General features: G+C 60.5%; 26 protein-coding genes. 14 read left to right on the forward strand and 12 right to left on the reverse strand.

All coding sequences use genetic code 11. The features are described 5' to 3' along the window. Nucleotides 1–525: 525 nt before the first annotated feature. Nucleotides 526–1,548: an alpha/beta hydrolase gene (locus ACR3FF_RS11440; protein WP_458188149.1), complete on the reverse strand. Its 1,023-nt coding sequence runs from the start codon at nt 1,546–1,548 to the stop codon at nt 526–528. 295 nt (nt 1,549–1,843) lie between these two features. On the opposite strand from ACR3FF_RS11440, the gene ACR3FF_RS11445 reads away from it, so the two are divergent. Then, a complete protein-coding gene (locus ACR3FF_RS11445) occupies nt 1,844–2,158 on the forward strand; it encodes a DUF7978 family protein (protein ID WP_472850152.1) in 315 nt (104 codons plus the stop codon). A gap of 213 nt (nt 2,159–2,371) precedes the next feature. Here the strand turns inward: ACR3FF_RS11445 and ACR3FF_RS11450 are convergent, their stop codons facing one another. Together ACR3FF_RS11450 and ACR3FF_RS11455 are read right to left on the reverse strand one after the other, a co-directional pair. After that, on the reverse strand, nt 2,372–3,085 hold the full coding sequence (locus ACR3FF_RS11450) for a hypothetical protein (RefSeq protein WP_458188151.1): 714 nt from the start codon (nt 3,083–3,085) through the stop codon (nt 2,372–2,374). A gap of 247 nt (nt 3,086–3,332) precedes the next feature. Further along, nucleotides 3,333–3,683: a nuclear transport factor 2 family protein gene (locus ACR3FF_RS11455; RefSeq protein WP_458188152.1), complete on the reverse strand. Its 351-nt coding sequence runs from the start codon at nt 3,681–3,683 to the stop codon at nt 3,333–3,335. A gap of 587 nt (nt 3,684–4,270) precedes the next feature. On the opposite strand from ACR3FF_RS11455, the gene ACR3FF_RS11460 reads away from it, so the two are divergent. From ACR3FF_RS11460 to ACR3FF_RS11480, 5 genes are all read left to right on the forward strand, one after another. After that, a complete protein-coding gene (locus ACR3FF_RS11460; RefSeq protein WP_458188153.1) occupies nt 4,271–4,498 on the forward strand; it encodes a hypothetical protein in 228 nt (75 codons plus the stop codon). Between the two features lie 909 nt (nt 4,499–5,407). Beyond that, the gene (locus ACR3FF_RS11465) at nt 5,408–5,803 is read left to right on the forward strand and encodes a helix-turn-helix domain-containing protein (protein WP_458188154.1); all 396 of its coding nucleotides are present in this window, start codon (nt 5,408–5,410) and stop codon (nt 5,801–5,803) included. Between the two features lie 121 nt (nt 5,804–5,924). Then, nucleotides 5,925–6,266 (forward strand): thioredoxin, encoded by a 342-nt coding sequence (gene trxA, locus ACR3FF_RS11470; RefSeq protein ID WP_458188155.1) that lies wholly within the window; start codon nt 5,925–5,927, stop codon nt 6,264–6,266. 102 nt (nt 6,267–6,368) lie between these two features. Then, on the forward strand, nt 6,369–6,740 hold the full coding sequence (locus ACR3FF_RS11475) for a thioredoxin family protein (protein ID WP_458188156.1): 372 nt from the start codon (nt 6,369–6,371) through the stop codon (nt 6,738–6,740). 24 nt (nt 6,741–6,764) lie between these two features. Beyond that, nucleotides 6,765–7,805, forward strand: a complete 1,041-nt coding sequence (locus tag ACR3FF_RS11480) for an NAD(P)/FAD-dependent oxidoreductase (protein ID WP_458188157.1) — start codon at nt 6,765–6,767, stop codon at nt 7,803–7,805. A 258-nt stretch (nt 7,806–8,063) separates the two neighbouring features. Here ACR3FF_RS11480 and epsC read toward each other — a convergent pair whose 3' ends face one another. Next, a complete protein-coding gene (gene epsC / locus ACR3FF_RS11485; protein ID WP_458188158.1) occupies nt 8,064–8,630 on the reverse strand; it encodes a serine O-acetyltransferase EpsC in 567 nt (188 codons plus the stop codon). A gap of 325 nt (nt 8,631–8,955) precedes the next feature. On the opposite strand from epsC, the gene ACR3FF_RS11490 reads away from it, so the two are divergent. Continuing rightward, nucleotides 8,956–9,342 (forward strand): hypothetical protein, encoded by a 387-nt coding sequence (locus ACR3FF_RS11490; protein ID WP_458188159.1) that lies wholly within the window; start codon nt 8,956–8,958, stop codon nt 9,340–9,342. A 123-nt stretch (nt 9,343–9,465) separates the two neighbouring features. On the opposite strand, the gene ACR3FF_RS11495 is transcribed toward ACR3FF_RS11490, so the two are convergent. Next, a complete protein-coding gene (locus ACR3FF_RS11495; protein WP_458188160.1) occupies nt 9,466–9,813 on the reverse strand; it encodes a DUF7853 family protein in 348 nt (115 codons plus the stop codon). A gap of 116 nt (nt 9,814–9,929) precedes the next feature. Next, entirely contained in the window at nt 9,930–10,934 is a 1,005-nt protein-coding gene (locus ACR3FF_RS11500) for an AI-2E family transporter (RefSeq protein WP_458188161.1), read from the reverse strand. 169 nt (nt 10,935–11,103) lie between these two features. Between ACR3FF_RS11500 and ACR3FF_RS11505 the strand changes: the two genes are divergently transcribed. Beyond that, a complete protein-coding gene (locus tag ACR3FF_RS11505) occupies nt 11,104–11,253 on the forward strand; it encodes a hypothetical protein (RefSeq protein WP_458188162.1) in 150 nt (49 codons plus the stop codon). Then, nucleotides 11,250–12,821, forward strand: coding sequence for a COG1361 S-layer family protein (locus ACR3FF_RS11510; RefSeq protein ID WP_458188163.1), 1,572 nt, complete (start codon nt 11,250–11,252; stop codon nt 12,819–12,821). The genes ACR3FF_RS11505 and ACR3FF_RS11510 overlap by 4 nt, the downstream gene beginning before the upstream one ends. On the opposite strand, the gene ACR3FF_RS11515 is transcribed toward ACR3FF_RS11510, so the two are convergent. The 4 genes from ACR3FF_RS11515 to ACR3FF_RS11530 form a co-directional block, all read right to left on the reverse strand. Beyond that, entirely contained in the window at nt 12,822–13,616 is a 795-nt protein-coding gene (locus ACR3FF_RS11515) for an ABC transporter permease (RefSeq protein ID WP_458188164.1), read from the reverse strand. It lies immediately after the preceding gene. A gap of 1 nt (nt 13,617) precedes the next feature. Further along, entirely contained in the window at nt 13,618–14,595 is a 978-nt protein-coding gene (locus ACR3FF_RS11520) for an ABC transporter ATP-binding protein (protein WP_458188165.1), read from the reverse strand. 112 nt (nt 14,596–14,707) lie between these two features. Continuing rightward, on the reverse strand, nt 14,708–15,067 hold the full coding sequence (locus ACR3FF_RS11525; RefSeq protein WP_458188166.1) for a group I truncated hemoglobin: 360 nt from the start codon (nt 15,065–15,067) through the stop codon (nt 14,708–14,710). A gap of 108 nt (nt 15,068–15,175) precedes the next feature. Continuing rightward, complete coding sequence (locus ACR3FF_RS11530) at nt 15,176–15,817, reverse strand: helix-turn-helix domain-containing protein (RefSeq protein ID WP_458188167.1); 642 nt, start codon at nt 15,815–15,817, stop codon at nt 15,176–15,178. 190 nt (nt 15,818–16,007) lie between these two features. Between ACR3FF_RS11530 and ACR3FF_RS11535 the strand changes: the two genes are divergently transcribed. From ACR3FF_RS11535 to ACR3FF_RS11550, 4 genes are all read left to right on the forward strand, one after another. Beyond that, nucleotides 16,008–16,166 carry a hypothetical protein gene (locus ACR3FF_RS11535; protein ID WP_458188168.1) on the forward strand — a complete coding sequence of 53 codons (159 nt, stop codon included), beginning with the start codon at nt 16,008–16,010 and terminating at the stop codon, nt 16,164–16,166. Nucleotides 16,167–16,477: 311 nt separating this feature from the next. Then, complete coding sequence (locus tag ACR3FF_RS11540; RefSeq protein WP_458188169.1) at nt 16,478–17,281, forward strand: hypothetical protein; 804 nt, start codon at nt 16,478–16,480, stop codon at nt 17,279–17,281. 116 nt (nt 17,282–17,397) lie between these two features. Then, on the forward strand, nt 17,398–17,625 hold the full coding sequence (locus ACR3FF_RS11545; protein WP_458188170.1) for a hypothetical protein: 228 nt from the start codon (nt 17,398–17,400) through the stop codon (nt 17,623–17,625). A 28-nt stretch (nt 17,626–17,653) separates the two neighbouring features. Beyond that, on the forward strand, nt 17,654–18,538 hold the full coding sequence (locus ACR3FF_RS11550; protein ID WP_458188171.1) for a hypothetical protein: 885 nt from the start codon (nt 17,654–17,656) through the stop codon (nt 18,536–18,538). Between the two features lie 246 nt (nt 18,539–18,784). Here ACR3FF_RS11550 and ACR3FF_RS11555 read toward each other — a convergent pair whose 3' ends face one another. After that, the gene (locus ACR3FF_RS11555; protein ID WP_458188172.1) at nt 18,785–19,837 is read right to left on the reverse strand and encodes a S66 family peptidase; all 1,053 of its coding nucleotides are present in this window, start codon (nt 19,835–19,837) and stop codon (nt 18,785–18,787) included. 617 nt (nt 19,838–20,454) lie between these two features. Continuing rightward, nucleotides 20,455–21,159 carry a hypothetical protein gene (locus ACR3FF_RS11560; RefSeq protein WP_458188174.1) on the reverse strand — a complete coding sequence of 235 codons (705 nt, stop codon included), beginning with the start codon at nt 21,157–21,159 and terminating at the stop codon, nt 20,455–20,457. Nucleotides 21,160–21,352: 193 nt separating this feature from the next. Here ACR3FF_RS11560 and ACR3FF_RS11565 point away from each other — a divergent pair, with 193 nt between their 5' ends. Continuing rightward, nucleotides 21,353–22,621 (forward strand): molybdopterin-dependent oxidoreductase, encoded by a 1,269-nt coding sequence (locus tag ACR3FF_RS11565; RefSeq protein ID WP_458188175.1) that lies wholly within the window; start codon nt 21,353–21,355, stop codon nt 22,619–22,621. Nucleotides 22,622–22,715 lie beyond the last annotated feature (94 nt).

Below are 22,715 nucleotides of genomic sequence, written 5' to 3' on the forward strand. Positions count from 1 at the left end.
GGTCGCTTTTCTCGAGTGCCACGACCGTCCGCTAACGCGGGGAATACGAACCGTTCTAGCTTGTAGCTATCCAAAATCGTGACCTCTACGACTTGTGAACTCCAGGAGCGCCTGTATCGACACGACCGACGACGGTTTCCGTGACTACGTGAAATCGAATCTTTAGTTAGCTTATTTCCCTTTCACCTGCGGAAATCATCTTGGTGTAGACTCTCCCACCATCCGTCTGGCGAAGAAGTCACTCTCCTTTAGCCCTATCGACGACAGATAAGATAAATATTTTGAAATATATTAGAGTCGAATGTGATGGGAGAATTTTCAAATTTGAGATTATACTTCGCTCGTCGACGAGTATTCTTCGTGGTCGTCAGTATTCCAGTTGACAGCGAACATCACGAACGAGCGACGAACCCGTGCAGGAAACAGTTGACTAACTCGGTAGTTGACCGAGAATGACTGTTTGGGTGTCGATGAACACCGTCGACCAACGTCGAATGTCGCCTCCTGCCATCTGTCTAGCGCGTGTCAGCCACTCTGCGTTGCAGCCAGGTGCGCATCGAGCCACCCCGATAGCTGGTGGCGAAGCGCGAGGATTTGAAGCCCCATCGTCCGGTGTCCCGCTGGATACCGAATCGAAGAGACGCCCGACCACTCCGCGAGCAACTCTTCGATTCCGTCTGTGGGAACTTGCCGGTCCCACTGCCCGTAGTTCACTTGGATGGAAGACGAGTCGGGGACGGGTCGTCCGAGCAATCGTGGTGTAATCGGTCGCATCGCCGCTCGAATGTCCGATTCCGTGAATCCGGCGCGCACCGCCTCCCGTCGAACTCCCCGAGCTATCGGTGCCCGTTGTATCGTTTCGAACAGGTCGACGGCTGGAATCGCGAGAACAGCACCGTCCACGTTCGCCATCGTGACCGTCTGTGCGGCGATGTTCCCACCCAGGCTGATGCCGAAGAGATAGATGTCGTCGTATCCCTCCTCTCGAAGCGTGGCCACGAGCGTCCGGACGTCTGCCACTGCCTGAATCATCCCCTCGACGAAACGCGGTACGTCGCCCGAAAGCAGATACTGACCGGAGTATTTGGATTCTGAGGGAGCTCGTCCCATGTGATACGGTTCCGGAAGAGTGAAAAGATGGATCTCTCGACGGAGCAACGGGGTCGAGATGAGACGCTCGGCGGTAAAATCGGGGGCGAACGCTCCGTGCAGCATGATAGCCGCAGCGGACGCAGATTCACGTCCCCCTCCGTGCCACCTGACTCCCCGGACGGTGTCGTTCGCGTCGTGTGGGGACCGAACCGGTGAGTCGAACTCGAAGGGGCGTTCTATTCGGGGAACACCACTCGGCAGGAGACAACTCCACACGGACGGTGAGCGTTCGGTGAGGCCGAAAGAGAGCTCGGTCGGTTCGACGGCCGGATGGACTTCCCGAGGCTCAACCTGCACGAACCGTTCGAGGTCCCTCGATGTGGATTCGACGGGTGCCTGCTCCTGGCGAGACCGAACCCACCCTTCGAGGGAATCCGCAATCGCGTGGATATTCATACTGGGAGTTTACGTACCTGTGTGAAAAAGAAAGTGGGCAGCCATTGTCACGTCCCGTGGTTTTTCACCACCATTGGAATCGACCGTCCCCATCCCCGTCGTCGTCTGTGACTTCGTTCGATTTCGACGATACGCGTGTGCCAACGAAAACCCGTCTCCGACACGCGTGAGAGCGGGGACGTTCTCGCCCGTCGAGAACCGTCGGCACGGCTATGCCTGGTTCACACCATCGTACGCTCGATGAACGACTTGATTAGAACCCGTAGGTCGACGCTCGCCCGCGGCACGGCGGTGGGTGCTGTCACCTTCCTCGTCGGGTACCTCCTCACGTGGATTCTCGCCGGTACGAAGGTCGCACGCCTCGCTTGTCGGCACAGCAGATCCGCGGACCGGAATGAGAGCCGGAATGACCGTCGCCGTCGGCTATCTCGCGGCCGTCGTCCTCGGCCTGCTCGTCGCATCGCAGGCCGGTGTCGCTCCCAGTCCACTCCGCGCCCTCGTCATCGCTGGCGTCGTCTACCCGGTCGCCTTCGCCTCCCTGGGAGGTGCCGCCGTCGGATTGTTTGCGCGCGAGACGTCCGACCGAAGCGGGGAAAGCGTGGCGCGCTAAACCGGTGGCTCTCGTATACCGTCTCCTCTCACTGGGTCCACTCCTCGCATGTTCAGTAGGCGTGTTCACTTGGTATGTTCATTATGTGCATTCACTCTGTGCGTTCATCAGCGGTGGTCGAACGAGGGCGGTGTCTCGTGCCGATTTGGCAGCAGTCGAATCGGCGAAAGAAAGAACAACTCCTGCTAAAAATCTGTGTTAATCGCCAGGAGGTCACTTCTCGGACGAGTATTCGATTGTGATCGTCTTCACGGCGTAGATGTCGTCCCAGTCGCTGTCCTTGTCCATCAGCAACACCGTGAGTTCGATTTCGCCATCCTTGACGTTCGCTTTCTCGAGACCGTCTGGGTGGACGGTGACGGTGTACTCGCCGTTCGTCTTCTGGGTGACGTAGTCTGACCGCTCGATGAGCGTGCCGTTGGTGTCGGTGAACCGGGACCCGTTGTCGAGCGACCCGCCAACGTAGACGAGGAAGTAGGGTTCACCCACCACGTCACCGTGGTCCGCGGGGTCGATATTCTCCATTTGGGTGTCGGCAGTGACCTGCAGGTCGAAATCCGAATACCCGCCATCACTTGCTTCGGTCTCGTCTACGACCGTCACGCTCTCGATTCGTCTACCGTCGTCCGATTCTATCTTGTTCTGTAGCGGCGTGTTCGGCGACTTGGGCTCCGACCACGCCTCTTCCGTGGAAGTCGTTGCAGTGGTCGTGCCGGTGGTAGTCGTGTCGGCGGTAGTCGTGTCGGCGGTAGTCGTGTCGGCGGTAGTCGTGTCGGCGGTAGTCGTGCCGCCAGCGGACGTGGTGACAGTCGTCTGTGTGGTCGTCGTAGCCTTGCCCGACGTGTTGCCAGTGTCACCGCCGAGTGATGCACACCCGGATAACACCAGACAAACGACAAGCACGAGCGATATGGTCGTTCTCGTCATTGATGTACAGATACCTTCGAGTGGACGTCCACGGACGGTCCCAATAAATCTGCACCATTCGTTAATCTATATTTATAATGTAGTATATAATCTATATATCTATGATCGTTATAGTTGTACTTCCAGATATTTTCTAACTTCTATCATGATCTCGATTCGACCGGATACCTCCCGATTCCGGTCTGGTCATCCGAACCTACATTGTCGGGTGAGCGATACGGACGGTCACAAAACGGGTGTTTGAATCTCAGCCTTTCGGTTCGATTTTCCCGGCAAAGGTCTGGGTGACGATGGTGCCGTCTCGTACGATGAACGTGTCAGTCGCGAACTCGTAGTCGTTGTCCGGCGTTTCGCCCTCCCAGACGATGTGTGCGACTTCGTCCTCTATCGTCTGGTGGCGGAGTTCGACCGTCGAACCGGGCTGAGAGAAGTCGGCGAACAGTTCCTCGAACAGTCCCTCGATTTCGTCGCGTCCGTGGTACGTTCCGGTCTCGGTGATGATGACGGACTCCTCGCCGAAGTCCTCCATGACTGCTTCGAGGTTCTGGTCGTCGAACGCTGTTACGTGGTGTTCCAACACGCTTCGTGTCGTGCTCATTGGTACCAACCCCTACGTAAGACTTCGAGAAGCGGGTGTATCAATATTGCCCACGGTTCGCTGCGAGGCCCCTTGGCTCCGACTCCTATAAGCTTGATTCTGTTACGTCGTGAGAATGTTCCCCAACCGTCCTTTCGTGTCATCTGTTAACTCTCCAGCGAAACCATTCGCGAAAATATATTCGTGTTTATACTATATAAAAAACTATAGGTGATAGTATATAGTTGTTGTAATATTAATTATGAAATCAAGACGGGGGTATCTCCGCTTGCTCGGCGCTGGACTCGCGTCTCTCTCTCTCTCTCTTCGGGATGTGCGTCCAGCCAAACGGCTTCCCAACGGGCGACGCCAACGGATACTTCGACGAGTGACACTACCACGACACTCTCCGCAACCGAGTTTTCTGACGTACGCATCGAATCGGTTACCGTCACGCCGGCTGCTGTCTTCGAAGGACGACCGCACCCGGACGTGAGAGCGAAACGAGACCGTCAGTTTCTCCTCGTTCGTTTCGAGTCGACGCCGAACACGCACACCGACCTGACCGAGAATATCGAACTCCTCCTCGGAAACCGACGTACACGCCTGTGCCTGCCGTTTTACACTTCGACCAACCCGCAATCGCGTTCGAACTTCTCAACCCATCGCCGAAAACGGACCGAATCACGCTCACGTTCTGGGACACTCGTGAAATTCCGTGGGAGTTATCTGCCGACCAGCGGCGACGGCTCTCCGATTCCCACGCCCCGCGACTCGTTTCGTTCCGCGTCTCGGACACCGTCACCTCTAACGAACGCATTCGAGCGAACATCTAGCTCTCCAACGAGGGTGTCGCGAGTCGCTTTACTGCCGTCCTCTCGAGCGGTCCAGAACACGAACTCCTCCGAGAATCCATTGCGAGCGATACCGGACTCAGGTTCCAGACCAGCATCGTCCCGACGGAGGGACCTACCAACACCGTCACGCTCGACTACGGGTACGAAACTATCACAAGAGAGGTGACCATCCAGCGCAAGGAGTGACGCACTAGCCGCCGGAAACCCGTTCGAACGTCCCTGCCGATATTCACCACCCACGATGTCATCCACCCGTCGACGATTTGTGCACGCCGCTTCTGTCGCGGCCCTGACTGTCCTCTTCGGTTGCCCGGAGACAGTTCACCGTCCTGTTCGAGTGCTGCGGGCGTCTACGAACTCGATTTGTCGATGTACACTGTTTGGACCGCGTTCAGAAACTACGATGCCGCAACCGACGTCGCGGCGGTGCTCCGTGACCGGGGCTATGGTGTGGTGCGAACACGTGCGTTTCCGTGAATCACGTCTAGGGGCACGTGATTGGAGCGTTCGTCGGTCCCAGGCCACTCGGCCCCCGCCGGCCTTTCGTGGACACGGACCGGATGCTCGGTGTCGTCACGGCTTTTCTTACGAAGGGAGTGTGGAGCGAGTCGGATACGTCTGTTGGCGGATGCTCCACGACTATCACAATGCAAGAAGGGGTGAACCGCGAGCGCGCTGGGCGACGAATCGGCTCGACCGAGGGACGAGAGACGAAGCGCGCGAGAAGGTGGACCGAATCCCTCTCGGGATTTCTCCTCAAAACCGTCCGGAACGTCGGGAGCCACCGTTGCCCCGCACGTACTGATGGCTCTCGAGACCTATCTGTGTTTTATAATATTGTGCTATATTCACACAACTTTTGTAGGTTCGGGTCGTAGTTCGGTCCAGATGAGTGATTCGATGCACAAGTACATGGAACAGGATATCGAGTGTGAACGACTCCTCGAGTGCCTCCACGGCCTGAAAAGCCTCGACGTGGAGTGTTATCTCGTGCTGACGGAGACCGGCGAAGCGATGACAGTCGACGATATCGCGGAACGCGTCGACCGTGAACGCTCGACGGCGTATCGGTCGGTCCAACGACTCTTAGAACACGGTTTCATCCAGAAAGAGCAGGTGAACTACGAACAGGGAAGCTACTACTACGTCTACGAACCGAAGGATACGAGCGAAATCGCGGGTGAAATGCAGCGAATGTTAAACGACTGGTACGCGAAAATGGATGGGTTAATCGGGGAGTTTAGCATGTATTACCAGGAAACCGACCGTGAGAACGGCGACTGACCCCTCGGCGTCGACGACTGGACGCCCCGCGTTTTGTGCACGTTCGCACCACGATACTCTTTCACAGTATTGTGTTATCAATACAAAACTGTTATAACCTCTCGCCCCATAGCAGGTATCGATGACAGAAACTGAATCGGTTCCGACCGAGCCCCAGTACGTCGAAAGTACCGCGGACTTCCAGCAGAAGATCAACGAGAACGAAATCGTCTTCGTGGACTTCTACGCAGACTGGTGTGGTCCGTGCAAGATGCTCGAACCTATCGTGGAGGACCTCGCCGCCGAGACCCCGGCCTCGGTTCTGAAGGTCGACGTCGACCAGCATCAGCAACTCGCCGGGCAGTTCCAGGTTCGCGGTGTCCCGACGACCGTCCTGTTCGTCGACGGCGACGTGGCGGAAACCATGGTGGGCGTCCGGGGGAAAGAACAGTACGTCGGTCTCATCGACCGCGTCGCGAACTGACGAGCGAACCCTCCGTTTTCCCGACTCACGTTCCACGTGAGACGGAGCGACAGAGAACAGTTACCACACGAACCAGACGACAAATCCAACGATAAACCGACGATGACCGAAACAGTGCACTCGAACACGCCCGACGATGGGCCCGTACCGAAGAAACCCGTCCGATTGAACTCCACGACCGACTACGAGGAACTCCTCGCAGAGCACGACCTCGTGCTTCTCGAGTTCTTCACGTCGGGGTGTGGAATCTGCGCTTCGATGGAACCGGTACTCGGTACGGCCGCTCGCGTCGCACCGGGCGTGGTGGCGATGGTGAACGCCGGACTCGTCCCCGAACTCTCCGCCGAGTTCGGCATTCGGAGCGTCCCGACGCTCGTCGTCGTCAAAGAGGGCGAGGAAGTCGGTCGTCTCGACGATGGCTTCCAGAGTGCCGAGACGCTCGTCGAACTCCTCGAAACGCACGCAGAGCAGTAATTCGATTTCCAACAGATTCAATCAATGAGTAACTCAGACATAGCGACGAACGTACACGATATCGTCATCGCAGGCGCGGGTATCGCGGGGCAGACGGCGGCCATCTACGCTGCACGAGCGAACCGGAGTCCCGTCGTCCTCGAAGGCGACGAGCCGGGAGGGCAACTGACGCTGACCACCGACGTAGAGAACTTCCCGGGCTTTCCGGACGGCGTGGGCGGCTTCGAACTCGTCACCCAGATCAAAGAGCAGGCCGCACAGTTCGGCGCGACGTTCAGGTCAGGGAGCATCGTCGAAGCGAACTTCGACGAGCGCCCCTTCGAACTGACGCTCTCGAACGGCGAGACGCTTCGAACCCTGTCGCTCGTGGTCGCGAGTGGCGCGAGTGCCCGCTGGGTCGGTGCCGAGAACGAGGACGAACTCATGGGCTACGGCCTCTCGACCTGTGCGACCTGTGATGGTGCATTCCACCGGGGCGACGAAGTACTGGTCGTCGGTGGCGGCGACTCTGCGATGGAGGAGGCGACCTTCCTCTCGAAGTTCGCCGACCGGGTCTACGTCGTCCACCGCCGCCACGAACACCGTGCGTCGAATATCATGGCCGAACGTGCCCTGGAGAACGACGACGTCGAGTTCCTCTGGAACACGGAGCTACTCGAACTACAAGGAACGCCGGAGACCGGCGTCACGGGCGCTCGGCTGGTCCGCCACCCGGATGGGTACCCGAAAGAGCGCTACGAAGACGACGACCCCGCGGTCGAGGAGTTCGAGATAGACGTCGGCGGCGTCTTCTACGCCATCGGCCACACGCCGAACACCGGGTTCCTCGAGGGGACACGGGTCGAACTCGACGAGTACGGCTACCTGCAAACTGAGTCGGGTCGCACTGCAGAAACGGCGGTCGAGGGCGTCTTCGCCGCTGGAGATGTGACCGACGACCACTACCAGCAGGCGGTCACCGCCGCCGGTCTCGGCGCGATGGCCGCCATCGACGCGGACGAGTGGCTCGAAGAGGTGGCTCCCGAAGCACACGCTGAAGTAGAGGCCATCCCGGCCGACGATTGAGACGCCGCGTCGCGGTAATCGCCGTTACCAGCGTTCGTCGCCGGACCGCCTGCCCGTCTGTTTTCTGTGATTCGTTGCGTTCGAGACACAGGCTCACCCCCTACGGGACTACTGAACCGTTCGTCTCGACCGTCGATGCCCTCGGACGCTGTTCGTGAAATTCCGTTCTCTAACGTCGAACGAGAAAATCCGTACTCTACCGGTAGCAGGAACCGCTCGTCGGTGACTGTCGCTCCGCTGGAAACGACGACGAGGTCGTCACGATTCGTCCGCGTCGCCGAGTTTCGTCTTCCACTCGCTCATCGTCTGGGTGCAATCTCCGACGAGTTCTGCCGGATTCCCGATTGCAGTACAGTGGGGTGGAATCGAATCCAGGACGACGGCCCCTGCGCCTATCTTCGCTTTCGTTCCGACCGTAATCGGGCCAAGCAGTGTCGCACCCGTTCCTATCGTGACGCCGTCTTCTATCGTCGGGTGACGCTTCTCGCGTTTCATCGAGTCGCCGCCGAGCGTCACGCCGTGGTACAGCATGACGTCGTCGCCGATTTCTGCCGTCTCACCGATGACCACGCCGGCCCCGTGGTCGATGAAGAACCGACGACCGATAGAGGCTCCCGGGTGGATTTCGATTCCCGTGAGAAAGCGTGAGAGATGCGAGAGCAGGCGAGCGATGATGTAGTGGCCCTGCGACCACACTGCGTGGGCGATTCGATGCAGCCAAATCGCGTGCAGGCCGGGATAGAAAAGGACGACTTCGATCGGATGACGCGCAGCAGGGTCCTTTCGAAGCGCGGTTCGAACGTCTTCTTTGAGTCGGTCCATCATCGGTCGAGAGTACCTTGGTCGTCCGTCCAATAAAATCCGACGCAACCGTTATTCCCAGAGTCAGGTCGAGTCCATTTCCAACGCTATGACTCAGCCGAAACCCGTTTGCCTCGATGCGGTTCGGCGGACGTGTCGAATTCAGCGCTCGTCTCTTGCGCGGCAGGCGGGGAGCACTCGTGGTACCGTGACTCTCCCGATACTCTTTTTCTCTCGCGATCCCCCGTAAATCGGCGTGTGCTGGGCAAAGCGACGTTTGTGATTGCTGTCCGTCGTCCTGAAAAAGAGATATTCTCCGCCGAAGCGTACTCGTATCGGTGACTACGTGATGTCGACGCTCGTTCGGTACGCACTTGTTCTCCTCGGTGGTTTCGTAGCAGTGACAGCTATCGGCGGAGGAATCGCGATGGCGACCGGTGTCGACCCGCTTCCGAAGGAGTGGTTATCCGGAACGCCGTTCGAGAGCTTTCTGATACCGGGTCTGCTTCTGGCGGTGCTGGTCGGCGGTACCGCAGCAATTGCTACATACGGGATGATTACGAGTCCAGCCGCTGGGGCGCTGGTCGCGGTAGTCGCGGGCGGCCTCCTGATGGGGTGGATCGTCGTCGAAATTCTGCTCCTCAACCAGCCGTCGTGGACATGGACCGAGGCATTCTATTTCTTCGTCGGGGGAGTCATGGTGGTGCTGGGGGTCGTCCACGGATGGGGGTCGTAAGAACGGTCGCGACGTGAGAACGAGAGCGAATTCCGGAGTCACACCTGCTCGTCTGCCTCGTCGGCGGTGGGAATCCATCGAACGGAGCCCTCCCGTGAAAGTCGGAACGACCCCTCGAAACGTTCATCCACCGTTCGTCCGTGGCGGCCGGTTCACTTCGAGAACCCTCGCGATGCGATGGAGGAGCCGCTCGAGTCGTGAACGCTCGATTTCCCACCACGTCGTCGAGTGGTGATACTCCGCGAGAACGTCCTGTATCGCCTCCAACTGTGCGATGGTGAACCGAGTGTCGCCGGCGTCGAGGGTTTCGAACGAACGGTAGATTTCGAGCGGCGGTGGGTCGACCTCCGTCCCGTCGTCTACAGTCAGTTCCCGCTCGATTCGGTGAAGGAGCACGTGGTGGAGCGTCCAGTGTTCATCTGACGGCAGGGTAAGTGTGAACGACGAGGATGATAGCGGTCGGGTGGGCATCGGAATCGTGTGGGCGTGACTACCCGTACGCGGGACTCGATTATAACTCTTTGTGTAGTGCTAGCACACTTCACCATGGCCGAGTGCTGCGGTGCCGTACCGAAGACGGTCAGCGGTCACGGACGCCGAACGACCCCGTAGTACCCGCCTACCACTTCGACGGTCGTTTTGAAGAGGCCGATGAGAATGGGTCCGACGAACAATCCCACTGCACCGAGGAGGTACGTTCCGCCGACGACGCCGACGAAGATGACAGCCGAATGCATCTCTGATCCGCGGTCGATAATCACTGCTCGCAGATAATCGTCCGTGACTGCAACGGACGTGAAACCCCAGACGACGACGAACGCCGCGGACAGCACCTGCCCGTTCACGAAGAGATAGATCACTGCACCACCGAGAACCGGTGCGACACCGATGACGGGGACGATTGCGAGGCCCATCATCAGGACGGTGAGAAACAGGGCCTCTGGTACGCCGGTCAGGAACAGGCTGACACCCGCGACGATTCCCTGGACGATTGCGACGAGGACGTGACCCTTGAGGACGGCCCAGGTCATGTCGCTCACCGACGCGAACAACTCGTCCTGCACGTCCGGTGCGAGCGGCGTCGCCTCTTTCACCCACCCGACGAACTGTCGACCGTCCTTGAGGAGGTAGTAGAAGACGAACACCAGCAGCAAGAAACCGATGAAAGCGTGGAGACTGGCACTGAGGATGGTCGATGCACGACCGCTAACGTACGTCCCCAATCGTTCGGTTCCCTGTCGAACGTACGATTGCACGGGGACGGAGATTCCCGTATATCGTCTGAGAAAGCGTTCGAGTTGCTGGAGACCTCCGGCCCCGGAGAGGCGTTCGAGAAGAACGGTCCCTCTCGCCAGCAACGCAGTCGCCCCCAGCGACAGGGGAACGAGGACGACCACCACGACGAACAGAGAGAGCAATCCTGCGGACACACGTGAGCCGATACGATCTTCGAGCCGTCGGTGGAGGGGAAAGAAAACGAATGCGAGTAGTCCCGTCGCGAGCAACCACGAGAGAAACGGTTCTACCAGGAGCCAGGTGATCATCGCTAACACTACCACCAGTATCCACGCAAACGCCGTTCGGGTATCCATGTCCAGATACGTTCTCTCGAACGCAAGAAGACGTTGTGGGGGCCACTCGTTCGCCGAGTCCTTTCAGTCGTTTTCACGTCGGGAGCAACGTTGCAACTGTCGCCGACCGAATAATCGAGAGTCAGACCTATAGGCTTCGTCGTCGTGTCACGTGACGGGGGAGGTACAGATGCCACCTATGGAGGCGGGAGGGCGACTCCCGGTACACGATGCAGTCGAATCGGGCAGTGGGGGACGAGCGGCGGTTCAGCGACGCTCGTGGACGACGACGCTCGTCACGTGGACGTGCAAGGGTTGCCAGGACGAACGTCGGCGATGACCGACCGTTGGCTCGCAGCACTTCTCACGGTCGTGCTTGTGTCTTCGGGGGCGTCCATCGCGACTGCCCCCGGCCCGCCCACCGTTGTCGCCCAGGAGACGGCGACGCCGACCGAAGCGGGGGCGGGCGGACAGTTCCGACTGGTCTCGACCACGACGAACGTGCCGATCGACGGAACTGGCACCCTCGCACTGACGTTCGTCAACAACGGGGACGACGTCACCAACGCGAGCGTCTTCGTCGCGTCGCCCAACGAGAGCGTCCGGTTCGGCCCGTCCCAGAATGCCACCCGGAGCGTCGGTCCGTGGGCGAGCGGCGAACGGCGGACGGTGACGTTCGACCTTCTCGCCGAGGAGTTCGCGGAGACACGCAGCTACCCCTTCCGAGCGGTCATCACCTACACTGCAGCGAACGGATCCCGCGTGCGCACGACTCCGTTCGTCTTCGGTGTCCAGCCGTCCGAGCGCATCCTTCTCGAGCGATTCGAGGTCACCTCGATTTCCTCGACCGTCCAGGTGGCGGACACGGGTACGATTTCGGTCACTATCGAGAACACGGGCCCGGACGTCAGCGATGCAATCGTCTCTATCCGGTCGCTGAGCAGTACTATCCGACTGGGGCGGACGCGGAAGGCCACCCAGTACGTCGGCGAATGGGCCTCGAACGAGGACGTTACGTTCACGTTCGAAGCGACGGCGAGCAACGACACTGTCGTCACGAGTTACCCCTTCTCCATCACGGTATCCTACAGGGCGAACGGGACACGGAACCGGACGAAACTGGAGACGTTCGGGGTCGTTCCGGCCGCTGAGCAGACGTTCGCGCTCCAGAACGTGCGGAGTACCCTCCGCGTCGGCGACAAGGGACGAGTCACCGGCACGATTCGCAACACCGGGCCTCAAGCGGTACAAGAGGCAACGCTTGTCCTCGAGACGAGAACTGCCACCCTCCGACCGGAGGAGCGGCGGTACCCGCTCGGGACGATTCCACCTGACGAGGACCGAGCGTTCAGGTTCGACCTGGACACGTTAAACGCCACGAACGCGGGGCCGCGTGAGCTCACGTTCCGTGTCGTCTACCGTGACGGAGATGGAACGCGGACGGCGAGCGACCCGCTTCAGGCGACGATACGGGTCGGGAACGAGCGCGAATCGTTCGACGTCGACCCGATTACAGCGTCGTTCGCCAACGACGAGAGTGGCGTGCTACGCGTTCAGGTCGCGAACGACGCCGAGCAGACGCTGTCGAACGTAACGGCGCGACTGCAGGTCGACGAGCCGCTGACCAGCGACGACTCGAGTTCGTACGTCGGCGTGCTCTCCCCGAACGAGTCCAGCACTGCCGCGTTCGAGCTGACGGTGGAGGACGAGGCCATCCCGGGACGACATCCGGCGACGGTGACGATTACGTACGAGACGCCCAACGGGGAGCGTCGCGTCGCCGGCCCGTATCAGGTTGCCGTGCAGGTCGAACGGGAACGAGGACCGGGATTTCCGGTTCTCGCGACGGTCGCCGTCGTCGCCGCACTGTTCGTGGTCGCCGGTTGGTGGTGGTGGCGCGGGACGTAGTCAGACATCCTTGCGTTCGAACAACTCTGCGCTGGCGACGAGCAGGAGTGCGGCCACGACGACGAGCAAGGCGAGGTCGTTCCACGCGACGGTCCCCTCCGTCAGTATCTCGCCGACGTCGTAGTACCGGGTGAAAGCGAAGTCGCCGACCCACTCGTAGTCGGTGTCGAAGGTAAGCGAGTCGACGAGAAACATACCGAAGATGCCCCCGAATGCGACCGTCTGAGCGCGGCGCGCCGAGTTGAAGACGACCGACGCGACCATCCCGACCGCCGCGCAGGCGAGGAGGTAGCCGATGGAGTAGGCGTGGAGTGCGAACAGGTCCAGGAGGTCGAGTGATTCGTCGATGTAGCGGACGCCGACGTAGACGGCGAGGTAACTAATCGCGTTGACAACGACCATGCTGGGGACGAGTGCGAAGAACTTCCCGACGACGAGCTGCGACCGGCTGACGGGGTGAGCGAGCACCAGTTCCAGGGTGCCGTTTTCCACCTCACTCGCGACGCTCGACGCCGCAGCGTACGCGTAGTAGACGCCGAGCACGAGCAGCCACGCTAGCTGGTAGAACTGCGAGGCCAGAAAGCCGTCGATGGTAGTGATGGTCGTGACGTTGCCGACGAAGGCGCGTCGGGTCTCCTCGGGTAGGCTCTCGATGTAGACGTCGAGGTCGATACCGGCGTTCTGTATCGAGGGGAACAGCGCGACGTGGAGGGCGATGAGCACCACGAGTGCCCCCGTCAGCACCAGCGTCCCACGGACACGCTTGCCGACCTCGAATCGCGTTATCTCGAACATCTCACTCTCGACCTCCCTCCGGCACGACGTCCGTTTTCCGGGCCAGTTCGACTTCTTTTCTCTCGCGTTCGCCGCCCTCGTCGTAGAACTCGATGAAGACGTCTTCTAGCGACGTCTCCCGAATCTCCACGTCTTCAATCGTGTATCGTTCGAGGACGTCCACCAGTCCCTCGAACCCGTCACCGGTCACGACGAGGCGATAGGAGCCGTCCGCGTCGCTGCCCACACTCGCGACGCCCTCGAAGCGGAGGTCCTCGGGTGGCGGCGACTCCGCCAGGTCGAGGTGGACGACCTTCCCGCTCTTCTCGAGTAAGGTGTCGATGTGCTCCAGTGCGACGAGCCGTCCGTCGCGGATGATACACACCCTGTCACAGAGCCGCCGCACCTCGCTCAGGATGTGCGTCGAGAAGAAGACCGTGACACCTCGCCGCTGTTCGGCTTCGAGGAACTCGTACACCGCGTTCTGTGCGAGGGGGTCGAGCCCGGCAGTGGGCTCGTCCATCACGACCAACTCGGGGTCGTGCATGAACGCCTGAACCAGCGCGAGCTTCTGTTTGTTCCCCCGCGAGTACGCCTTTACCTTCCGCTCACGGGGGATGGGGAACCGGTCGAGCAGTTCCTCGCGGCGCTCGTCACCCGACAGCGACCCGAAGTAATCGAGCAGTCGTTCGCCGGTCGCGTCGCCGTAGAAGTCCGCGTCGCCGGGGACGTACCCGACGTTCTCCCGCGCCGCGATGGCGGCATCACGGTCGGTCACGTCGCTTCCAAGTATCCTCGCCGTCCCCCTCGTCGGTTTCAACAGTCCGAGCAGTACCCGGATAGCCGTCGACTTCCCCGCGCCGTTCGGCCCGAGGAACCCGAATATCTCCCCCGTCTCGACCGCGAACGTCAGGTCCTCTACCCCCCGAACGTCGCCGTAGTACTTCGTCAGGTTCTCGATTGCGATCGCGTTCTCGACGGTCTTCCCGTCCGTCGTCACATTGGGTGAGAGACGCCGTGAACGAACTTAACGGTTCCTCGGCTCGGAGGTCACCGAGCGAATCCGGCGACCGTCTCGGGGTTGCGGCCGCGCGGTTATCGTTTCGTCACCGCTACCGGCCGAGCACAGGTGCCTTTAGAGCGCCCACCTCCGCCAGGATGGCTTCGACGTTGGTGTCGTCGACCCCGTTGCTCCGCAAGGCTCGTTCGAGGTGCGTCGCGACGGCGTCGAAGTCTTCCTCGCCGATATCGAGATGGGCGTGTGCTTCGCGCATATCAGCGCCCGAGTATTCGACCGGCCCACCAGCGACCGAACTGATGAACTGCACCTGATGCGCCCGGAGTTCTTCCATGTCCATCCCTTCGAAGAACGCTACGAGTTGGTCGTCCGATAGCACGCGGTCGTAGAAGTCGTCGACGACTGCTTCGACGGCTTCTCGACCTCCGATTTCACGATAGACTGTTTGAGACATCGAACTCGATTCGATATCGTCGACGAGATGGAATACGCCCTGTTGCTAACATGCTCGGGCTTTTAACCAGCTCTGTGAAGAGTTAACATTACTCTGTCCGTAATCCGGTCATTCGAAGAATATCTGGTCCAGTAGTTTCGACTGCGTGGCGGCGAGATGTTCACTGAACGTCGCAACGGCGATGCCGAGTTCCGCCGCGACGGTCGTCGAATTCGCATCTTTCGGGTGTGCGAAGTACCCCATGTCGTGGGCAGTCTGTAACACCTCATACTGCCGGTCGGTGAATGCGCTCCGGTCCACGAACAGGAGTTTCTGTTGATTGTCCGTCGAAGACTGTGTCAATCGACGGACGCGGACGGTATCGTAGTGTGATTGGAGGTCGGCGACGATCGTTTGCAACGTTTCTATGTCCGGGACGATGAACGAGACGACGAGCGTCCCCGTTTCTGCATGCACATCACGAACTGGACACCCGTGGTCGGGCACGCGATCACACGGACAGCCGCCACGGTCGTTCGAGAACCGGTACACGGAGCGTGGGGCGTCGGAGAAGACGCTGTCTGCACGGTCGGGAACGCTGGACGCGTCGACTGGACCGTTCACCGTGACCTCACCGACGACTCGGCTCCCCTCCGCGGTAGGTTGTCGGTCGGTGACGACCGATTCGACTTCGACGTTCTCACTCATCGAGACGACGGGACAGGAGTTTACACCCGTCACCTCGATTTGGACGTAGATTCCACTCCCCATACGAGAACGGAATCGACGGTCGCATAAGTGAACACTGAAAGCCGTTGGTGGCTCACAGGTGGCGACGAAGTTAGAGAGGGTGCGTTTCGACGACTCGACGAAGGGCTGCGAAGCTACCGGGGCGGTCATCACAGATGGTACCATACGACACGTCATCCATACGTCCGGTGAGAAACTAGTTCCTTACAGTATGACCGAGGACGAGTTTGTCCAGTGGCGGTGTGTGGAGTGTCGTGAACGATTCGACGCGCCCGATACCCAGATGACGACGTGTCCCCACTGCGGAACCGTGTTGAAGATTCCCGACGAAGCGTGGGAGTACTATCAGTCGAAAGAGGACCCGGAGTAGTGTACCCCGACCGGATACAGGAGAACGCCGTGTGTGCCGCCTCGTCGAACGAGGCGTTCTATGGTCGTCGAGTGTTCTCTCTTCGCACCGGAACTGCCCACCCGTTGCACACTCGCTGGACGAATTGCAGAAAAGACCCGTCTGATTCTCGCCGTTCGGGAAGCATGCTCTCAGCTCATTATACGTTACTTCGAATAAATGAATATGGATGGAGTTGGTACTAACTGGATTGAGTTGCATCGCGTCGCCGCTAATTTCATGCCGTCCGAGCCGTTTTGCTCCCTTGTCGGCGACTCTCGGGGTGGTCTGGCGTGAGCATTCGACGTCTCCTCGCGGTCGGGCTCGCCGTCTTCATCGTGGTCGTCGCGGCGATAGCCGGTGGACTGTTCCTCTACTCTCAGCACCTCTACCGCGATAGCTACGGGAGCGAGTACCACTACGACGTCCGTATCACGCCGTCGTCGCAAATCACGAACGTCACGGTCATGGTTCCGCTTCCGAGCCACGACGGCGAAGTGCTCGTGGACGCCGATGCTGTGAGCCACCCGTTCACCCCCGACGGGTGGGCCTACGACGTCGTCGAGACGAGGTACGGGGCGATGCTCCGGATACGAGCCGACGAGGTTCCGACCGAGCCGACCTACCACTACAGTGTCAACGAGGATGACCGCCTCGTCCGCTGGGAGACCATCTCGGCTGCGGAGTACGACCCCGAGAACAGCAGTCACCTCCGCGCTTCCCACGACGACGTCGATATCAATGCCCGTGTGGAGAGCGACCGTACTGTCGACACCAGGTCGCCGATCGAGAACGAATCCCTGCTTCGACCACACCAGAACCGAACGGAGACGGCGTGTTTCTCACCTCCTGACGAAAAAGAGACCTGCTACACCTACGACGGTCGTGTCTTCGTCTCGTACGACGGTGCTTCCGACACCGCCGTGCACGTCTCCGTCGAACTGCGGGGGTCCAACAGCTGGTGGGTGTTCGGCTGGAACTTCAACGAGTACGTCGACCGCCAGTCCGTCGAGGTCGTCGGACCGCAGGACGGGTGGGTCGTCACCGAGGGCGACCTCGAGACGGGACAGGGGAACTACCGTCCACCGCCGAAGTGAGTCCGTACGAACGGCTTCGCCGAAGTATAGAAATCAACTAATTTCTCGGTGGTTCGTCTCTGCCAACCTGTGTTGGGACGAGAGTTAAGCCTCTGAGAGGCCTAGCTATCTCGATTATGCTCGAGGAGATACGACGAGCGAACAGAGCCACGCGCGTCCAGTACGGCCTCATGCTCATCTTTGGGGCACTGTGTATCGTGGCCGCGTTCGCACCGCTCGAAGAACCAATCCGCATCACGACCGTCGGTACCCTCTTTGGATTCACCGCCGGCCTCTGGGTCTCGCACCTCGTTCAAGTACTCCAGCGGGCCGCCGACATGCAAAAAGCCGACGTTGCTGGGTAATTTACCAGTAATAAAATTGACATACATCATGAGCCAACCAGAATCCACCGCCAACACGGAGACAGAATCGACGTTCCTCGATAGTATCGAGTTCCTCACGGGGGAGAATCCCAATCTCGGTTCGTTCCTCCTCGTCGTCGGGATGGTGACTTGCGTGTTCATCGCACTGTTCCAGTTCACACTTCCAGCCCCGATTTCCCATCTGCTCACGGCTGGGGTGTTGTTCGTCACCGTCCTCAGCGCCATCTTCGCGTCGCTTCTCGATAGCCTCGGTTACTTCGAGCGGGACACCACGACCGCTACCGACGAGTCCGACGACCGCCAGTCGGACGCCAAACCGTGGGTCCCCGTAGGGAAGGCGTCCGCGCCTCTTCCGCCACTACTCAATTTCGACGCCGAACTTCGAGCCTACGCCGACATGTACGACGGTGACCTTCCGGAAGAGTTCGAGCCGTTCATCAGCGACTACCTCCGTCTGAAGACCAACACGAGCAACCGGACCACCATCGCCAGCGACCTGCGTGCCGACCTCAACCCGATTGGCGCTCTCTTCGAAGAGGATTCCGAGGGCGACAGAATCTACGAAGACATCTCTCGACGGCTCTTCAGGTACATCAGCGACAAGGACAGTCTCCTCACCCTGGACCACGTTGCGTTTTACGACGAGGACGGCAACGAGGCCGACGTCGAGACTATCGACGACCAGCTCGCAGGCGTCGAACTCAGCGTCACCAACGAGGGAGAAACAGCCGAGGTTGACGTCGTCGTCACGTTGTACGACGAAGACGACTCCGCCATCTCCAGCCATAGCTACACGTCCGGTCCCGTCAGTCCAGGCTCCACGAAGGTTCTCGACACCGACATCTTCGTCCCTTCGGATGCAGAGCGCACGAGCGCGACCATCCGCATCTAAACCCGGTCGACCCGGGCCAGACCGTCGTGGGCGTTCGAGCCCACTGCGGAAGCCAGAAAACGGAACTGGCGTTGGGAACTCCCGTACGATTTCGGTACGCTCACCTGCCCGTGCCGAACGACCCGGTTGGACGATGGCACGCCCCAACACGCCGACCCGCGAATGATGATTCGCTGATAACTTTTCCTTCGTCCGCTCCCGCTCGACTGCGTGGAAAACGAGATTTCCGCGGGCGGTCCAGTGCTGTCAGCGGAATCGAATCGATTCGGTCGACGGCGCTATCTCGACCTCCCCACCGATGGGAATCGGACACGTCGGGTACGTGTGGCCGAACTCGCAATCGAAGACGACGGGGGCGTCTGCGTTGTACGTCTCGAAGACGTTCGCGATGGCGGTCCGTTGGCGCTTTCGATAATCCGCTCGCCACTCGGGCGGATTATCTTCGATGTGCGAACGTGCGGCTGCCCGCCCGACGAGTACGCCGTCGAAGCGTTCGAGGAGACCACGTTCCCCGAGCGCTCGGAGGTTCGCGGTGACGACGTCTGGATTCGGTATCAACTCGCTCGTCTCCAACGCGAGAATGGTTCCGTCCAGGGAATCGGCGGCGGGAAGGTAGCGGTCGGCGAGGAAGTGTTCGACGAGGACTTCGTAACAGCCGCCCCAGATTCGCCCCGAGACGGTGTCCTCCCCACCGACCCACGTGCGACCGCTGGTCGCTTCTGTTTCGCGCTTCGTCTCGACTGATTCGGGGTCGTCCCAGTCTCCGGCTTCGTCGGTGAACACGTCCGCCTCGCGCCACGCTCCGAGGGTATCTTCGAAGAGCGCACGGCCGAGATACTCTCTGGTGTACTCGAACATCTCGCCGTCCATCGCGTACTCGGTCAGCGTCGACCCACCGTAGTACGAGACGATGCCCTGATTCCAGAGAAAGAGTGCCACGTTCGTGTTGTCCGACCACCCGTAGAATCGCGTCGGATGCTCGCGGAGGACTTCGCCGTCGAGATACGGGAGGACGGTAATTTGGTCGTGGCCTCCGATATTTGCGATGACGGCCGAGATGCCGGGGTCGCGGAAGGCGTCCAAAATGTCGGTGGCGCGGGCTTTCGGGTTCTCCGCGAGCCACTCCGGGTCGGCGGTCGCAGTCGGATACTTGATGGGTTCGAGGTCGAAGACCTCGCGCATTCGTTCGAGGCCGAGTTCGTAGACGAATCGAGCGGACGCTGGCGCGTTCGACGCAGGTGCAACGACCGCGACCTGGTCACCGGGTTCCACGGCCGGCGGCGTGACGAAATCTGACACACATGAAACGGGATGCACGACGATTTAACGCTACCGGACGACTCGAATCGGCCGAGTCGAACGCCACTCGTCCGCTCCGCGAAGTTAGCGCCGTCGCCGTGACGACGGCGGAGGTACGGTCGTTCGGGTTCGGTTCCGTGTTCGTTCGTCTGTGCCATTCCACTGCCAATAGTTCACACACGATACCTCATAGCAACGTTAAGGAACTGCTGACGCGTAACCAGATCCGTCGTCCACAATCGCGCCTCCGAGAGAAGACACAGAGCGTATCCATCATAAGTGGACGTCGGAGATGAACCCAGCCCTCTCATCTCCTCACCTCGACCGCACCGACTCGTTCTGACCAGAACGCCCTCGCACGGGGAGGGGTCTTCGTCAGTGCCGTTCAGACGGTCCTACTCGACTTCCCGCTGTGAGGACGGCGGGTAACCGACCGCCGCCGTGAGAACTGGTGCTCGATGCCCGTGAGACTCGATGCTGGAGAGTGGCCATGGTCGACAGGCACGACCCGGCGGTCTTCGACGTGAGGCGGCGAATGAAGGGACGGCTGAAAGTCCCTTCGAACTGGACGAAATCCGACACGGACGAACGTAGAAGAAAGCGATGTGTGACCGGCGCTAGACCGGAGCACCCCCGGTCTGGGTCTGGCCCGGGGACTCGGGGCGCATCAGGACCCAACCGAACCAGAGCGTCCACAGGCTCATCATGACCGTCGATGCCAGCCAGACGAGACTCCCCGGAGTGACTCCGAGCCCTAACCCGAAAACGAACCCCGCGATGGCGACGATTCCCGCTCCGGCACCGGTCCACGACGCCCACGTCGGCGTCGCCTCGTGGTCGCTTCGAGCCTCGTTGCCGGCGATAGCCAGTGCGAAGACGACGAACGCTGCGCTGTGTGCTTCGACGAACGGCTCCCACGCTTCGAACGTCGCCGCGTCCCCGCCGACGGCGGCGGCCGTGATAACGGTGGCCTCGGCCACGGCCGCCGTCGTGACCCACAGTGCGCCCACGATAACCCCGGCCCACGCCGATACGGTCCACCAGTTCCGGGTGAGACGCGATTCGGCCGTCAGCACGATTAGCCCCGCTATCGTGAACGCGGCGAGCGCGATTGCCGTCGCCCAGTGTGCTGCCATCCACCGGGTTGGCTCCTCTGCGATTATCGCGATAAACTCGCCCCGGTCGGGGGAGGGCGGCGGATGTAGAACGATTCCCACTACTAAGAGAACGGAACCAATCGCGAGCCAGGCCCCGCCCATCCTCGTCCTCGTGTCTCTACCTGACGTCGTTCGGTTGATTATCTCTTCGTCTCTCGTTGCCATGGTGTCCTCCAGTGCGTTCATCTCGACGGTTCCCGTCTCCCCCAATGTCTCACAGTGAACGCTAGGTGGTACTTGGCCGTGGTGTGTTAGTCTTTGCCACACGGGCGGCCGAGGAGGACGAATCGTCGACCGAGACTCTCGAAATCGGGCGTCGCCGGAATGGTTTTGCTGACCGTGGTCGTGAACGGGACGTATGAGGGGGAGTGACCGAAGCGAGACACGGGCCGTGGAGATAGAGACCATCCTCAAACACAAGCCTGGAACGCGAGCAGTCCGTGACGAGGACGACCGGTACACCGTGGTCGGGGCGGCGAACCGACGGACGTTCGCCGACTGGCTGACGCCGGTCGAAGACCACTTCGTCTGTCACCGCAACGACATCCCGGACGCCGACGCGGATACGTGGCAGATTCAGGTGACGGGCGTCGACGACGACGTGACCATCTCGATGCACGCTTTGCGGGAGTCGTACCCAACGGTCGCCGTCGCACACACGATGGAGTGTGCTGGAAACAACCGCGGTCAACACGACCCGGAAACCGGGAGCGTCCAGTGGGAGTGGGACGCCGTTGCGACGGCGGTCTGGACCGGGACACCGGTTCGGGCGGTTCTCGACGACTGCGGTCTCGACGTGACCGACGACTCGGACCGCTGGCTCACCGTCGTCGGTGGCGACCCGCCTGCCGACGACGACGTGTACGTGAAATCCATCCCGCTGGCGAAGGCGATAGAGGACTGCGTCCTCGCCTACGAGATGAACGGCCAGCCACTGCCAGCCGAACACGGCTTCCCGGTCAGACTCGTCGTTCCCGGCTGGTACGGGACGAACAGCGTCAAGTGGGTCGAACAACTCCGCATCACGGATACGATGGTCACGGACGCGACGTTCGCCGACGAAGACGACGAGCGAACCTACACCTACTGGCAGCACACGGCCTACCGTATCCATCCGACGGACGTCGAGCCGGACATCGAGGAGACCCTGTCGACGGTCGACACGTGGGACCAACTCGTCGGCGACGTCGACTATCCGTACACGTTCGACGAGAACGTCATGTCGCTCATCGGCACACCGGACGGCGAATCCCCCGTAACGCCCGACGAGGACGGACGAATCGAGATTCAGGGAGTGGCGTGGGCCGGTGACGACCGCGTCACGCGGGTCGAGGTGTCGGCGGACGACGGTGACTCGTGGCACGACGCCGACCTGTACGGGCCGGATTACGATGGAGCGTGGCGTTTGTTCGCGTACAGTTGGGACGTCGACCCCATTCCCGACGGGACGGTCACACTCCTCTCACGAGCGACCGACGAGAACGGACGGACCCAGCCCGCCCGCATCGCAGTCCTCGACGACTGGGGAGACGTCCCCGAAGACGTTTATCCGTGGAACGAAGGTGGATATGCGGCGAACGCGTACCGACCGAACGGCGTCGAAGTACAGATTTCCGCGCGCGAGTGAGAAACTCCTCGGTCGTCGTCTCGGCTGTCACGTCTCGTCTCTCTCACTGCCGACTCTTCTCTGCCGTCGGTTTCGACGAGACCCGACCTACGGG

It is taken from the genome of Haladaptatus ordinarius, assembly GCF_054177595.1.